This window comes from Sphingomonas sp. DC1600-2 (genome assembly GCF_049897605.1).
Classification (GTDB): Bacteria; Pseudomonadota; Alphaproteobacteria; order Sphingomonadales; family Sphingomonadaceae; genus Sphingomonas.
Window position 1 is genome coordinate 83,368 of record NZ_JAFCWO010000002.1, and the last position, 13,610, is coordinate 96,977.

At 65.5% G+C, this 13,610-nt stretch carries 16 protein-coding genes and 1 tRNA gene; 4 read left to right on the forward strand and 13 right to left on the reverse strand.

From position 1 onward, the window contains the following. The first annotated feature begins 27 nt into the window (after positions 1 to 27). Positions 28 to 393: an acylphosphatase gene (locus ACP7BL_RS03835; RefSeq protein ID WP_341203337.1), complete on the forward strand. Its 366-nt coding sequence runs from the start codon at positions 28 to 30 to the stop codon at positions 391 to 393. 47 nt (positions 394 to 440) lie between these two features. Here ACP7BL_RS03835 and ettA read toward each other — a convergent pair whose 3' ends face one another. Further along, positions 441 to 2,120, reverse strand: a complete 1,680-nt coding sequence (gene ettA / locus ACP7BL_RS03840; protein WP_372888501.1) for an energy-dependent translational throttle protein EttA — start codon at positions 2,118 to 2,120, stop codon at positions 441 to 443. A 349-nt stretch (positions 2,121 to 2,469) separates the two neighbouring features. Between ettA and ACP7BL_RS03845 the strand changes: the two genes are divergently transcribed. After that, positions 2,470 to 3,852, forward strand: coding sequence for a M20/M25/M40 family metallo-hydrolase (locus ACP7BL_RS03845; RefSeq protein ID WP_426257928.1), 1,383 nt, complete (start codon positions 2,470 to 2,472; stop codon positions 3,850 to 3,852). A 158-nt stretch (positions 3,853 to 4,010) separates the two neighbouring features. Then, positions 4,011 to 4,280 (forward strand): hypothetical protein, encoded by a 270-nt coding sequence (locus ACP7BL_RS03850; RefSeq protein WP_010403172.1) that lies wholly within the window; start codon positions 4,011 to 4,013, stop codon positions 4,278 to 4,280. A gap of 74 nt (positions 4,281 to 4,354) precedes the next feature. On the opposite strand, the gene ACP7BL_RS03855 is transcribed toward ACP7BL_RS03850, so the two are convergent. Next, the gene (locus ACP7BL_RS03855) at positions 4,355 to 4,981 is read right to left on the reverse strand and encodes a tetratricopeptide repeat protein (RefSeq protein WP_426257668.1); all 627 of its coding nucleotides are present in this window, start codon (positions 4,979 to 4,981) and stop codon (positions 4,355 to 4,357) included. 116 nt (positions 4,982 to 5,097) lie between these two features. Between ACP7BL_RS03855 and ACP7BL_RS03860 the strand changes: the two genes are divergently transcribed. Continuing rightward, positions 5,098 to 5,850 (forward strand): HAD-IIB family hydrolase, encoded by a 753-nt coding sequence (locus ACP7BL_RS03860; protein ID WP_426257669.1) that lies wholly within the window; start codon positions 5,098 to 5,100, stop codon positions 5,848 to 5,850. On the opposite strand, the gene ACP7BL_RS03865 is transcribed toward ACP7BL_RS03860, so the two are convergent. From ACP7BL_RS03865 to gspF, 11 genes are all read right to left on the reverse strand, one after another. Beyond that, the gene (locus ACP7BL_RS03865; RefSeq protein ID WP_426257670.1) at positions 5,847 to 6,899 is read right to left on the reverse strand and encodes a Leu/Phe/Val dehydrogenase; all 1,053 of its coding nucleotides are present in this window, start codon (positions 6,897 to 6,899) and stop codon (positions 5,847 to 5,849) included. The two genes, ACP7BL_RS03860 and ACP7BL_RS03865, sit on opposite strands and share 4 nt — an antisense overlap. A 27-nt stretch (positions 6,900 to 6,926) precedes the next feature. Further along, positions 6,927 to 7,003: transfer RNA gene (locus ACP7BL_RS03870), tRNA-His, on the reverse strand. A 53-nt stretch (positions 7,004 to 7,056) separates the two neighbouring features. Beyond that, positions 7,057 to 7,776, reverse strand: coding sequence for a type II secretion system protein N (gspN, locus tag ACP7BL_RS03875; protein ID WP_426257671.1), 720 nt, complete (start codon positions 7,774 to 7,776; stop codon positions 7,057 to 7,059). After that, positions 7,773 to 8,249, reverse strand: coding sequence for a type II secretion system protein GspM (gene gspM, locus ACP7BL_RS03880; RefSeq protein WP_426257672.1), 477 nt, complete (start codon positions 8,247 to 8,249; stop codon positions 7,773 to 7,775). The genes gspN and gspM overlap by 4 nt, the downstream gene beginning before the upstream one ends. After that, entirely contained in the window at positions 8,246 to 9,343 is a 1,098-nt protein-coding gene (gene gspL / locus ACP7BL_RS03885; protein ID WP_033966736.1) for a type II secretion system protein GspL, read from the reverse strand. Before gspL ends, gspM begins: the two co-directional genes overlap by 4 nt. Then, positions 9,340 to 10,323 (reverse strand): type II secretion system minor pseudopilin GspK, encoded by a 984-nt coding sequence (gene gspK, locus ACP7BL_RS03890; protein ID WP_426257673.1) that lies wholly within the window; start codon positions 10,321 to 10,323, stop codon positions 9,340 to 9,342. The genes gspL and gspK overlap by 4 nt, the downstream gene beginning before the upstream one ends. Continuing rightward, positions 10,313 to 10,966 carry a type II secretion system minor pseudopilin GspJ gene (gene gspJ / locus ACP7BL_RS03895; protein WP_426257674.1) on the reverse strand — a complete coding sequence of 218 codons (654 nt, stop codon included), beginning with the start codon at positions 10,964 to 10,966 and terminating at the stop codon, positions 10,313 to 10,315. The genes gspK and gspJ overlap by 11 nt, the downstream gene beginning before the upstream one ends. Continuing rightward, positions 10,963 to 11,322, reverse strand: coding sequence for a type II secretion system minor pseudopilin GspI (gene gspI, locus ACP7BL_RS03900; RefSeq protein WP_426257675.1), 360 nt, complete (start codon positions 11,320 to 11,322; stop codon positions 10,963 to 10,965). The genes gspJ and gspI overlap by 4 nt, the downstream gene beginning before the upstream one ends. A 13-nt stretch (positions 11,323 to 11,335) precedes the next feature. Further along, positions 11,336 to 11,806, reverse strand: coding sequence for a GspH/FimT family pseudopilin (locus ACP7BL_RS03905; protein WP_426257676.1), 471 nt, complete (start codon positions 11,804 to 11,806; stop codon positions 11,336 to 11,338). Then, on the reverse strand, positions 11,781 to 12,227 hold the full coding sequence (gene gspG / locus ACP7BL_RS03910) for a type II secretion system major pseudopilin GspG (RefSeq protein WP_081988829.1): 447 nt from the start codon (positions 12,225 to 12,227) through the stop codon (positions 11,781 to 11,783). The genes ACP7BL_RS03905 and gspG overlap by 26 nt, the downstream gene beginning before the upstream one ends. 8 nt (positions 12,228 to 12,235) lie before the next feature. Next, the gene (gene gspF / locus ACP7BL_RS03915; RefSeq protein WP_033966730.1) at positions 12,236 to 13,462 is read right to left on the reverse strand and encodes a type II secretion system inner membrane protein GspF; all 1,227 of its coding nucleotides are present in this window, start codon (positions 13,460 to 13,462) and stop codon (positions 12,236 to 12,238) included. Between the last annotated feature and the right edge of the window lie 148 nt (positions 13,463 to 13,610).

A 13,610-nucleotide genomic window follows, 5' to 3' on the forward strand; every position in this document is an offset into this window, starting at 1 on the left:
GGAAACTGCAGGATTTACGACGGATTCGTGACGAACCCCGATGACTTCGCGCGCTTGGTGCTACAGCACGGTAATCGCGCGCAAGACGATGCGCCGAGTAAAAGGTTGATGACAATGGCAGTGGTGCAGCGGGTGTTCGTCACCGGCAAGGTTCAAAATACGGGATTTCGGGACTGGGCGGTGCGCCGCGCGCAGGAATTTGGCGTGACCGGATGGGTACGCAATTTGAAGGACGGGCGGATCGAAATGCTTGTCGCGGGCGAGGATGACGCTGTCACGGCAATGACCGAAGCGTGCCGACAAGGGCCTCCCCTCGCGCGGGTCGACCATCTGGAAGCCAATGCCGACGGCGAGCGCGTCCCCAAGGGGTTTACCAAGCGCTTCACCGCCTGAGCGGCAGGCGGAACGGCGTGGCCCCGCCACGCCGTTCCGCCCCGCGCCTATCGTGTCAGTTTCTTGTAGGCGAGCCGCGTCGGGCGGTCCGCCGCATCGCCCAGGCGACGGCGCTTGTCTTCCTCATAGCTCTCGAAATTGCCCTCGAACCATTCGACATGGCTGTCGCCCTCGAACGCGAGAATGTGCGTGGCGAGGCGATCGAGGAAGAAGCGATCGTGGCTGATCACCACGGCGCAACCTGCGAACGATTCGAGCGCCTCTTCCAGCGCGCGCAGCGTCTCGACGTCGAGATCGTTGGTCGGTTCGTCGAGCAGCAGGACGTTGCCACCCTCCTTCAGCATCTTGGCCAAGTGAACGCGGTTACGCTCACCGCCCGAAAGCTGGCCGACCTTCTTCTGCTGGTCCTGCCCCTTGAAGTTGAACGCGCCAACATAAGCCCGCGTGCCCAGCTCCTGCTTGCCGAAGCGGAAGATTTCGAGCTTGTCCGAGATTTCCTCCCAGACATTGTTGTTCGGGTCGAGATCGTCGCGCGACTGGTCGACATAGCCGAGCTTCACCGTCTGGCCGATTTCGATCGTGCCTTCGTCAGGGGTTTCCTGGCCGGTGATCAGCTTGAACAGCGTCGATTTACCCGCGCCGTTCGGCCCGATCACCCCGACAATGCCGCCCGGCGGCAGCGTGAAATCGAGATTCTCGAACAGCAATTTGTCGCCGTAGGATTTGGTCAGGCCCTTGGCCTCGATCACCTTGCCGCCAAGCCGTTCGGGCAGCTGGATCAGGATCTGCGCCTTGCCGACGGCGCGGTTTTCCTGCTTCTCCATCAGCTCGTCAAACGCGCGGATACGGGCCTTGGACTTGGTCTGGCGCGCCTTGGGGGTCTGCCGCATCCACGCCAGCTCGTCGGCGATCGCCTTGGCCTTGCCCTGCTCCTCGCGCTCTTCCTGCTCGAGCCGCTTCACCTTCTTTTCGAGATAGCCCGAATAGTTCGATTCATAGGTGTAATAGCGCCCGCGATCGAGCTCGAGCACCCAGTTGACGACATTGTCGAGGAAGTAGCGATCGTGGGTGACGAGAATGACGTTGCCGACATAATCGCGCAGGTAATTTTCGAGCCACGCGACGCTTTCGGCATCGAGATGGTTGGTCGGTTCGTCGAGCAGCAGGATGTTCGGCTTTTCGAGCAGCAGCTTGCACAGCGCAACACGACGCTTCTCACCACCCGACAGGTTGGTGACGGCGCTGTCGCCCGGCGGGCAGCGCAAGGCTTCCATCGCGATCTCGAGCTGGTTGTCGAGGCTCCAGCCATCGGCCGCGTCGATCTTTTCCTGCAACTCGCCCATTTCGCCGAGCAGCGCGTCATAATCGCAATCCTCGGGCGGATCGCCCATGATCGCGACGATTTCGTTATAGCGCTCGACCATCTGCGCGATCGGCCCGGCACCCATCTTGACGTTTTCGAGCACGGTCTTGGTTGGGTCGAGCTGCGGCTCCTGCGGCAGATAGCCGACCTTGATGCCATCGGCCGCCCATGCCTCGCCCGTGAAATCGGGGTCGATGCCGCCCATGATCTTCATCAGCGTGGATTTGCCCGAGCCGTTCGGTCCGATGATCGCGATCTTGGCGTCGGGCAGGAACTGCAGGTGGATGTTGTTGAGCACCGGCTTGGCGGCACCGGGGAAGGTCTTGGTCAGGCCCTTCATTACATAGCTGTACTGCACGGCCATCGGCTGCGGGCTCCGGGATCGAGAAGGATGGATTTGAGTGGCGGCAGATAGCGACCGCCAGCGCGCTTGGCAACGCGCCGACGATATGGTTGGCGGTCGGCCGCGCAGGACATGAGGATCGCAGGCGGCCCCATCGGCACCATGACAGACCTGATCGCCCTAGTTGCGTTCGGATTTCGATTGTCGGACGCGATTCCCGTTGCAACCATGCCGCGTCTTGGTCTTACTCTACCCTCGATCGACCTTCCACCATCCGCGCGGCAACGACGCTCGGGACCTTCAGCATCAACTCTTTACCACCAGACGGGAACCGCCCTTGATCAAGCTTCGCGCCCTCGCCCCTGCCACGATGCTTCTTGCCACCACCGTGCTGGCGACGCCAACGTTCGCCCAGCGTGTAGCACCGCCTGCGGTCGCGATCGCGCCAGCAGTCACGGCGCTGCGCGATGGGGCCCTAAAGGACGATGTCGCCTATGACATCGTATCCGGCATCACGACCGAGGTCGGCCCGCGCCCCGACGGCTCCCCCGCCGAGGAGCGCGCCCGGCAATGGGCGGTGGCGAAGCTGAAGGCGCTGGGTTTCAAGAATGTGCGGATCGAACCGTATGAACTCCAGAACGTATGGGTGCGCGGCATCGAGACGGCAGAGGTGGTAGGGCCCTTTCGCCAGCCGCTACGCCTGACCGCACTCGGCAATTCGGGCGCGACACCGCCGGAGGGGCTGACGTTGCCCGTCGCTTATTTCGCCAGCTTCAATGATTTGCTGCTCGCGCCCGCAGGCAGCCTCGCCGGAAAGATCGCCTTTGTCTCCAATGCGATGCAACCGACCCAGGACGGATCAAGCTATGGCAGCCAGGGCATGGCGCGCTTCGTCGGCCCGAATATCGCGGCGAGCAAGGGGGCGAGCGCGATCGTCATCCGATCGATCGGTACCGATCACGGACGTGGGCCGCACGCTGGCACGACCAACTTCGCGCCGGGCGTAACGCCAATTCCCGCTGCCGCGCTTTCGGTCGCCGACGCCGAAAATCTCGAGCGGATCGTCAAACTCGACAAGCAGGTGAAGCTGCACCTCACGCTGACGCCGACGGTGGTGCCAAGCCGCACGTCAGGCAATGTCATTGCCGAAGTGCCCGGCACCGACCCCGCGGCGGGGACGATCCTGATTGGCGGGCATCTCGACAGTTGGGATCTCGGCACCGGCGCGATCGACGATGGTGCGGGCATTGCGATTACGGCAGCCGCCGCCAAGCGTTTGCTGGATTCGGGCCCGCATCGCCGGACAATCCGTGTGGTGTGGTTCGGCGACGAGGAAACAGGCGGCTTTGGCGGCGCGGCCTATGCCAAGGCGCATGCCGGCGAAAACCACGCACTGGCATCCGAATCCGATTTCGGAGCGGATCGTGTGTGGCGCTTCGAAACCAATTTGCCCGAAAGCGCCAAAGCGGTTGGCGACCGTCTGGCCGTCGCGCTGGCCCCGCTCGGCATCGTGCGTGGTGCGGGTGTGGGGGGTGACGGAACCGATGTCGGTCCAACGCTCAAGACCGGCGTTCCGGCAGTTGATCTTAACCAATCGGGCTTGCGCTATTTCGACTATCACCACACGCCCGAGGACACGCTCGATCGTATCGACCCGGAACAACTCCGCCAGAATGTCGCCGCCTGGACCACGCTGCTCGCGATCGTCGCCGATGCGCCCGAAGCGATGGGCGCAGTGACCCCAAAGAAGTAACCATAACTCAACCCGTCGCAAATGTGGCGGAAAGGTGGCATTTGCGGTGACTTATGGCGAATTTAAGATTGACGCACCGCAGCAGGACGTTATGCCACGAGCCTTCGCGACGGCGTTGGGCCGTTCGTGAAACTGCTAATTTGCTTGGGAGCAATTGCATGAAGAAGATCGCCCTTGTTCTCGTTGCCGCCGGTGCCCTGTCGCTTGCTGCGTGCCACAAGAACCCTGAAGCAGCCGCCATCGAGAACAACGCCGACGTCATCGCCGACGGCATTGATAACAACGCTTCGGTCCTCGACGACGTTGCGTCGAACACCTCGAACGCTGCTGCTGCAGACGTGATCGCAAACTCGGCTGACGCGCTGCACGACAAGGCGGACAACGTCCGTGACGCAGGCGCAGCCAAGGCTGACAACGTTACCAAGTAAGACTGTCGGGCGTTTCGCCCAGGTCTGATGAATTGGGCGCTTCCTTCGCGGGAAGCGCCCTTTTTCGTGGCCGCTCAATATCCGCGTTGCGCGAGCGCGACATTCAGCGCGTACAAACGCACCGCTATCTCGCGCCGATATGATATTTCGGGAGGGGACAAGGCCAGCGCCTTTGCCCAATATCGCTGCGCGGTACGGAAATCGCCTGCCTCCACATAGGCAAGTCCTTCAAAAAAGGGCGGTGCAGGATGATCCGGCGCAATCCGAGTCGCGTGATCGAAGGCGAGCCGCGCGGCGGGCGAAACCGTATTATCATGCTGCGCCAGGGCGGTGCCAAGGCCAACCCACAAGGTTAAGCTGCGCGGATAGTGGCCAAGCCCCATCAGCACTACCTGCGCACCGCTGTCGCGGCTGCCACGTCGCATCAGCGCGTCGGATGCGACCAGATAGGCCCCATCCCCCGAAAATCGACCGAGCAACGCCCCGCGCAAATCGACGATCGAGGGATCGATCACGACCGTGGCGGCATTCGCCTGCGCCGGTCGGCCCGGCAGGGTTGCATGGCCCTGCATCGCGTACCCGACCGCCCCCAGCACCATGATGGGCACGACAACACCCCATAAGTGCGGCGAAACGCCCGCCCGCCACAGAACAAGAACGACCGTCAACGCAATCAGCGCCAGTGTCACCCAACCGTTCATTGCGGACCCATCAAGCTTGCCATCGCGTTACATTAGACCATTTTGTGTGCGCGTCGACGCGCAACCCCATGTCCGGCCGCGCGTTCGCCCACCAAACGGTCTAAGGAATCGATATCGTGAAACAGTTAATCGCTTTCGACCTCGACGGGACGCTCGCCGAGAGCAAGCAGAAGATCGGGGATGAGATGGCAGGCTTGCTCGGCCAGCTGCTCGCACGCGTTTCGGTTGCCGTCATCTCCGGCGGCGATTGGCCGCAATTCGAAAAGCAGGTGGTTGCGGCCCTGCCCGCCCCCGCCGCGATCGAGCATCTGTTCATCATGCCGACCACCGGCACCAAGCTCTATCGCTTCATCGATGGCATATGGAGCCCGGTCTATGCCGAGATCTTCGCGCCTGACGAGCGCGACCATATCCTAAGCGCGCTGACTGAAGCGACCAAGGAAGCGGGCTTTGCCGACGAGAAGATCTGGGGTGAGCGCGTCGAGGATCGCGGCAGCCAGATCACCTTTTCCGGGCTGGGGCAGGAAGCGCCGCTCGACGCAAAAAAGGCCTGGGACCCCGATTTCTCCAAGCGCAAGGCGATGCAGGTGCTGCTGCGCAAGGCCCTGCCCGATCTATCAGTCAATATCGGCGGATCGACCTCGCTCGACATCACCCATGCGGGGATCGACAAGGCCTATGCGATGCGGCGGCTTGCCGAACATTCGGGCATCGCGACCGCCGACATGCTGTTCCTCGGCGACGCGATCTATCCCGGCGGCAATGACGATGCCGTGCGCGCGGCGGGTATGGACACGATCGCGGTGCGCGACGTGGCGGAAACCGCCACAGCCGTGCGTGCGATGATCGCCTGCCTGCCCGTGCGTTAGCCCCGGCCGATCAAGCGGCGCGCGATGCTGTCCGCCACGTCGGCGGCAGGCGCGCCGGTGCGGTCGCTCTCGTCCCACACTTCGATCAGGCGGTCGGGGATACGCGCGATGCGGGCGTTGACCTCGGCCTGGTCACCGTGGCCGAGATATTCCAGCCCGACATTGATGATGCCGCCGGCGTTGATCACATAATCGGGCGCGTAGAGGATCCCGCGCGCCTGCAGCGCCGCGCCCTCGGCCTTGGTTGCCAACTGGTTGTTGGCGCCACCCGCCACCACCGTGGTCTGCAACGCGGCGATCGATTCGGGGGTCAGGATCGCGCCCAACGCATTGGGGCTGACGATGTCCGCCTTGATGCCGAGGATTGCGTCCGCCGCCACGGTTTCGCCGCCAAGCTCTTCGGCCAGCGCCTTCGCACGGTCGGCATTCACGTCCGCCAGCGTCAGCCGCGCGCCATCCTTGGCGAGCAGCCGGGCAAGACCACCGCCAACGCTGCCCACACCCTGGATCGCGACATGCACGTCCTTCATCACGTCCGCACCAAGACCACGCTTGGCGGCGACCTTGACGCCGAGATACACGCCCATCGCGGTATAAGGTCCGGGATCACCGCCCGCGCTGCCTGCCGCGACCGGCAGGCCGGAGACGTGCTTGGTCATTGTCGCGATCGTCTTCATGCTCGCTTCGGACATGCCAACGTCTTCCGCCGTGACATACCGTCCGCCCAGCGATTCGACCACGCGGCCAAAGGCTTCCAGTTGCGCGTGGCTGATCGAATCGCCCGGCTTTTCCGCCAGCACGACGCCCTTGCCGCCACCCATGGGCAGGCCCGCCATCGCGTTCTTGAAGCTCATGCCACGCGACAGGCGCAGCGCGTCGGTGATCGCACCGTCGCTATCGGCATAATGCCAGAAGCGCACGCCACCCGCTGCCGGACCTAGCTTGGTCGAGTGAATCGCAATGACCGCACGGAGCCCCGAGGCAGGATCGGTGAAGAGGTGTACGCCCTCATGATCGTCGAAATCGGGGAAGCCCCAGCCGCTGGTCACGCTAGAATTCCTGGCTGCTTGAAGAAATGGGGCGACCGACGGGACTTGAACCCGCAACATCCGGCATCACAAGCCGACGCTCTAACCAATTGAACTACGATCGCCGCAGAGCAAGCGCCCCTAGCGGGCGGGGGGGGCCAGCGTCAAGAATACAAGCTCAAAATTTCCCCTCAACCGAGAGAAGATATCCATTGGGCATGTGCTGAAACCCGCTGCGCTCCAGCTTTTGCGCGGCCGCAGCGTCACTCGGCTTGGCCAAAAATTCGGCGCGAAAGCGTCCCGAATCCCACAACCGCACCGTCACTTGCTCGGTCCCGGCCTGGCTGACGAGCGGCAACAGCAGCGCGCCCGCATCACACCGCGCCGCGCCCGCCAGGCCCTGCCCCAACGTGATTCCGGCGATATCGCCACCCAGCGTTGCCTTGACGCGCCCTTCGGCGCGCTCGCACCGCCCGTCCACAAACCGCACGCTGACATCGTCCAGATCGATGGCCGTAATGGGCAGCGGCGCAAACGCGTCCCCGACGGGTACGCCAGCGGTCATCTGCTCGATTCCGACGCTGTGCCGCGAGACGCTGACCGCGCCGTGCAAGGCACGCCCGGTGCCCGAAGGGTGCCCCTCCAGCGCGAGTCGCGCGCGCCCCGCGAGCAAGGCCCATGGCGACAATGCAGCATCGACATCGCCCAAGGCGATGCTGCCCAGTTGCGCCTCGCGCAGTGAGCCCCCCCACACGCTGCCGCTGGCTGCCCGCGCAGCAAAGCCGGTGCGATCGAGATCGAACCACCCCAGCGCGAACCGCAGCGGCAACAGCAGGATCAATGCCAGCACAAAGATCGCGCTGAACAGCGCCGCCAGTCCGGTGCGGAGACGGATCATTGGCCCTGCGCCTTCAAGGTCATTTGCACCGCCACCGTGCGATCGCCATTGTCGGTCGTTCCCAATCGATCGACCAGGATGCCCGAAGCTTCCAGATCGGCGATCCAGCCGATCAAAGCCCCCGGCCGGGCCGAGGCGATCGTGATCTGCACCCGGTCGCCACCCTGCGGCACGACACTGGTAAGCGCGAACCCGGCATCGTTGGCGCGCATCCGCACGGTGGTTTCGAGAGGGCCGCCCAGCGGCGCGGCGCGGTCGGCCTGCGCCGCCTTTACCGCGTCGACTCGCGCTTGCGTCTCGCCAAGGCGGATCACCGCATCTGCATGGCGCGTCTTGGCCGATTCGAGCGCATCGCCGAGCGGCACGACCAGGAAATAGCCCAAGGCGAGCACCGCCATCGCCCCACCGGCCAGCAGCAGATATTGTTCGCGCCGGGAGCGTGCGCGATACCAGAGGAGCAGGCGTTCGGTCATCGCGGCTTCACCATGATGTCCCCCGTCACGCGCCCGCCGACCGACTGAAACTGCCCCATCGGCGTAGCGCTGAGCCCGCTCGCTTCGATCCGGCGCTGCAAATCGAGGATCTGCCCCTCATTCTGAACGCCCACTGTCACGCGCATCGCCCCGTTCGAATCGAAGGATAGCGTGCGGATCTCGGTACCGGGCGTCGCGCGCATTGCCGCGAAAACGGTCGCGGCGGTGCGGCTGAAGCCGAGCCCGCCGCCGCGCAACCGCTCGAGCCGCGCGCTGAGTTGGCGGTCAGCGTCGTTCACCGCCTCGCCGCGCGCCAGGCCACTGCGCGCTAGCAGATCGGCGCGGCGTTCGAGATCGTCGGCGGCGAGCGAATAGGTCAGCAGTTGAACGCAGGTGATCAGCAACGTCACCGCCAACACCGCCCCGGCCAGCCAGCCGAGCCGCCGGATCAACGCCCAATCGATCGCCGTGGCGACCACCTTCGCAAACGGCCCCTGTCGCAGGTTGAGTACGGGCGCATGGGCCGCCGCGATGATCGCCGCCTCCATTTGGTCGCGCGGCAAGGTCTCGGGCGTAACCCCGCCGGTGATAAGATCGGTCAGCCCGGCCTCGTCGGCAAAGCCGCTGGTCGGCCCCCGCACCACCCCCGCACCGCCGAGATCGGCGCGGACATAGCCCGCCTCCGGTCGCGGCAACAGCAACGGCGCGGGCAGCAGTACATCGGGATCGATGCCATAGTCTGCCAGGACGTTGAGCCAGTCCCGCATCTGGGTCGCCGCCACGACGGCGATCGGCCGTTCGACCAGCGCCTCCTCGCGCCCCACCGCGACATGCACTTCGCCAATCGGGGTTGCGCTCGCATCTGCGGCAAGCAAGCGCGCCGCCGCCACCGCCTGGGCGAGCGAGCGGTCGGGCAGTTCGGCCCAGTGCAGCGTCACCGCATCGGCGGGCACCACCGCGACCAGGCGTTCCTCGCCAACGGCGGCCAATACGGGCATCCCCTCGCCCCGCCCGGCCACGCCATCGCCCGCGATCCGCAGCCAACGCCACGCGGTGTCGTGCGTCGGAAGAAAGAGGACGAGCGTATCGGTCATGGTCGCTCACCCCATTGGCGCGATACCAGCCGCGCGGGAAGGGCCGTTGCGTCGATCAGGCCAGTTTGTTCGAGCCGAGTGCCGCCCAGCGCAACATCGACGCGCAGCGCGAACCACGTCGTCTTGACATCGGTCTGCCCCGCGCCGTTCGCGCCCGCCCCGCCAGCGAGTGCCGATTGCGACCAGAACGCCCCCGCATTGGCGAATCCTTTTGGCGGGCGCTGCAACAGCGCCTGACGCACCGCCTCGACCGAGAGGGTCTGGCCGAGCATCGCGATCAACGGTGCCTGTTCCGGCAACACTGTGTTGACGTTGATCTTCGACGGCGTCGCGACCGGCAGTGTGCACAGCCACGGCCGCAGCCGCTCGTAATCGAGCCGCGTCAAGCCCGCGACCGCGCGCAATTCGCTGGGATCGGTCATCAGCGTGTTGGCGGTGCGATAGGCGAGCTTGCCGCCGCCATAGACATTATCCTCGGCACCGCCATCGAGCGGACTGTTATCGCTGTCGATCCAGTCCGCCGCCGCCGCCGCAATCGCATCGGGCGAGCGCGCGGTGGGATCAACCAGCGCGATCAAGCGCGCGAACTGGGTTCGCGCCGGGGTATAAGCGGCGTAGACGCCCGGCGTTACCTCAATGGCGAGGCTGTTGAGGTTGAAGCAATTGCCGCCATCGGTGACGGTCGCGGTGGCGGTGCCGTTGGGAATCGGCAGCGCGAAGGGCTGGCCGCTCCAGCCGCCCTCGAGCGTCACCTTGTCCGGGCTCTTCGACAAGAGATCGCTGATCTTGAACACGGCGAGCGTTTCCGCGGCAAACGAGAAGGCGCGGGCCTGGTCGAGCGCAACGGCATTGCCGCCCAACCGAGTCGCCAGCCGCAGCTTTTCGAGCGCGACCCCCGCCAGGACGGCGATGACGGCGACCAGCAGCAGCACCGTCAACAGCGCCGCGCCGCGCTCGGTCCTGGGCACCTCAGCGCGCATTGGTCACGCGCTTGCCATATCCGGTGCCGACGAGGAACAGTTCGCGCGTCTCCACCCCCGGATCGCGCACGATGCGGAGTTCGAACGCATCGGGCAGCGGATTTTCCGCGTTGCCGATCCAGCGATCGCTCCACGCGCCCTTGAGGCGATAGCGGAGTGCGACCGTGCGGATGTGCGACAGGAGCGGGGTTTGCGGCAGAGCTTGCGCGCCATCAAGCATCGGATAGGCAATGCGGACGAGCGCGCCATCGTCGATCCGATATTCGACCTTCTGTTCGGACGGGCGCGGCGCGCCATCGAGATTGCTCCAGCCACCGCGCACCACGCGCAGCAGCACCGCGCCATTGCTGCCAGATTCCCCGGCAAAGGCGGGCAGCATCTCGCCCCCCTCGCCGCGCGTCGTGCGCACCACGGCCTGCGCGAGGTCTGCGGTCAGGATCGAGGACAAGCGATTACGCGCCGACACCGCCTCCAGCCGGGCCCCGGTCAGCCCCTGCGCCCGCACCGAGAAGGACAGGAGCGCGACGCCAGCCGCCGCCAGCAGGCCGAAGATCAGCAGCGAAATCATCACTTCGACCAGCGTGAAGCCGTGTTCGGCGAAGCGCCTCACGGGCGTGAAGCCGTGTTCGGCGAAGCGCCTCATGGCTTGGTCGCCCCGTCACGCACCATCGTAATATGCCCGGCGCTGCGACCCGCCTGATCCAGCACGGTCACGTCGATGCGCAGGATGCGCGCGTCGCCGGTCGGCTGCACCACGCGCGTCCACGCCCAGTCGCGCCCGCCATTCGCTTCGGTGCCGGTGGCAGTGCCGATGGTGGGCGGTCGGGCATCGGTCATCGCCTCGATCGCGATGTTGCGCGCCACCATTTGCGCCATCAGCGTGGTGTCGAGTGTCGCCGCCCCCCGGATCGTCGCGCCTTCCAGCCGGATCAGCGCGAGCGCAGCGAGGCTGAACACGGCGAGCGCGACCATCATCTCGATCAGCGTGAAACCGCGCATCGCTGACGGCACCCTAACCACCGATCCGCACCGCGCCATCGGCCCCGACATGCACCACCATGCTCTCGCGCGACCGCGTGAGCGTCACGTCGAGCGGGCGATCGGCCATGCCGGTCGAATCGAACAGGATACGGTCGCGCGGCGTCGCGCCGCTCGGCACCGCCCGCGTGCCGCTGCTCCAACGTGTCACCCGCAATGGCTTTTCCGCCATCGCCACCCATCCGCCGTCCTGCCGTTCGTCAAAACCATAGCCGCCCTCGGACACCCACACGCTGATCGGCCGCGCTCCCACCACCGCCAGATCATGCGCCGCGCGCGTCCGGGCGGCGAAGCGCGCGGCCTCATCGGTCAGCCGCCCGCGCGGATCGGGCAGCGCCAGCACCACCACCGCGCTGGCCAGGCCGATGATCGCGATCACGATCATCAGCTCGATCAGCGTGAAGCCGCGCTCGCGCGCGTTATTGCCAGCTACCGATATCGGCATTGGCCCCCTCGCCGCCTTCCTTATGATCCGCGCCCAGCGTCCACACATCGGCCTCGCCATGCGCGCCGGGAGACGCATAAAGATAGGGCTTGCCCCACGGGTCGAGCGGCAATTTCTTGATATAGCCGCCGCGCTGATATTTCGACGCGTCGGCGTCGGCGGGGGGTGAGACCAGCGCCTGCAAACCATCGGTGGTCGAGGGATAGACATCATTTTGCAGTTTGTAGAGATCGAGCGCGCCTTCGATCTGCGCGATATCGGCCTTGGCCTTGGTGATCTTGCCCCGGTCACCCAGCGGCAGCACATTGTAGGTCACGATCGCGGCGAGCAAGCCGAGGATGACGACCACCACCATCAGCTCGATCAGCGTAAAGCCTTGTTCGCTCGGGCGAACACGGCGGCGAGTGCGGGGAACAGACATTTCAGACCTCATTGTCCGGCAAGCGTGTTGAGTTGCAGGATCGGCAGCAGGATCGATAGCACGATCGTGGCGACAATGCCCCCCATCACCACGATGATGAGCGGTTCGAGCAGTGACAGCGCGGTGGTGGTGAAGCGATCGAATTCGCGCTCCAGATAATCCGCCGCGCGTTCGAGCATGTCGTCGAGCTGCCCCGCTGCCTCGCCCGATGCCGCCAGATAGGTCAGCAAGGGCGGGAACACACCCGTGCGCCGCATCGCCGCCGACAGGCTGCCGCCACCCCGGATCGATTCGATGATGTCGTCCGACGCGCGTTTGAGGCGGAGGTTGTGGATCGTGCCGCCGGTCAGCGTCAGCCCTTCGAGCAGCGGCAAGCGGCTCGCCACCATCGTCGCCAGCGTGCGCGCCATCCGCGCGGCGTGGAGATCGCGTAGCAACCGACCGAGCAAGGGGATCTTCAGGAGCCACGTATCGAAGGCGAGCTTCGCGCGGGGGTCTTTCAGCACCCGCCAAACGCCAACGCCGATCAGCGCGGCTCCCGTCAGCAATGCCCACCAATAGCCGACCAGGAAGGCCGACAGCCCCATCACCGCGCGCGTGAGGAAGGGCAATTGCTGCCCGACCGTGTCGAACTGTTCGACCACTTGCGGCACCACGAACACCATCAGCGCGGTTACCACCGCCATCGCCACCACCGCCAGCACCATAGGGTAAGCCAGCGTAGTGATAATCTTGCCGTTAATCTCGGCTTGCCGCTCCAGCAGCAGCGACAGGCGTTCGAGAATGATCGGCAGCGCGCCTGACGTTTCGCCCGCCGACACCATCGCGCGGTACAAGGCCGGGAAGCTCCTGGCCTCGCGCGCCATCGCCTCGTGCAGCCGCCGCCCTTCGACCACGCCGGCATGGACCGATTCGACGATCGCGCGGACATGCTCCTGCTCGGTCTGGCGCGCGATCGTGCGCAGCGATTCCTCCAGCGGCGACACGCGGTTGAGCGTGGCAAGCTGACGTGTGAACAGCGTCAATTGCTTGGTGCTCATGCGGCGACGGCCAAGGCGCAGGTCAGCCAGCAGCGGCTTGCCCTTGGCCGGGCGGCCCGAACCCGGCTCGACCTTGACGACATACAGTCGCCGCCGATCGAGCAACACGCGCGCATCATCGATCGACGGCGCCGCGATATGCCCGCGCGCCTCGCGCCCCTTGGTGTCGATCGCGAGATAATCGAAATCAGGCATGAGCCCCCCAAAACCCCTCTCCCTTTGGGAGAGGGAGGGGCCCGCCCGGCCAAGCCCGGCGGGGGGGGGGGGGGGGCCGCCCCAAACCAAAGGGGCCCCCCCCACCCCACCCCCCCCGGGCCGCGGCGCCCCCCCCCGCCCCAACATA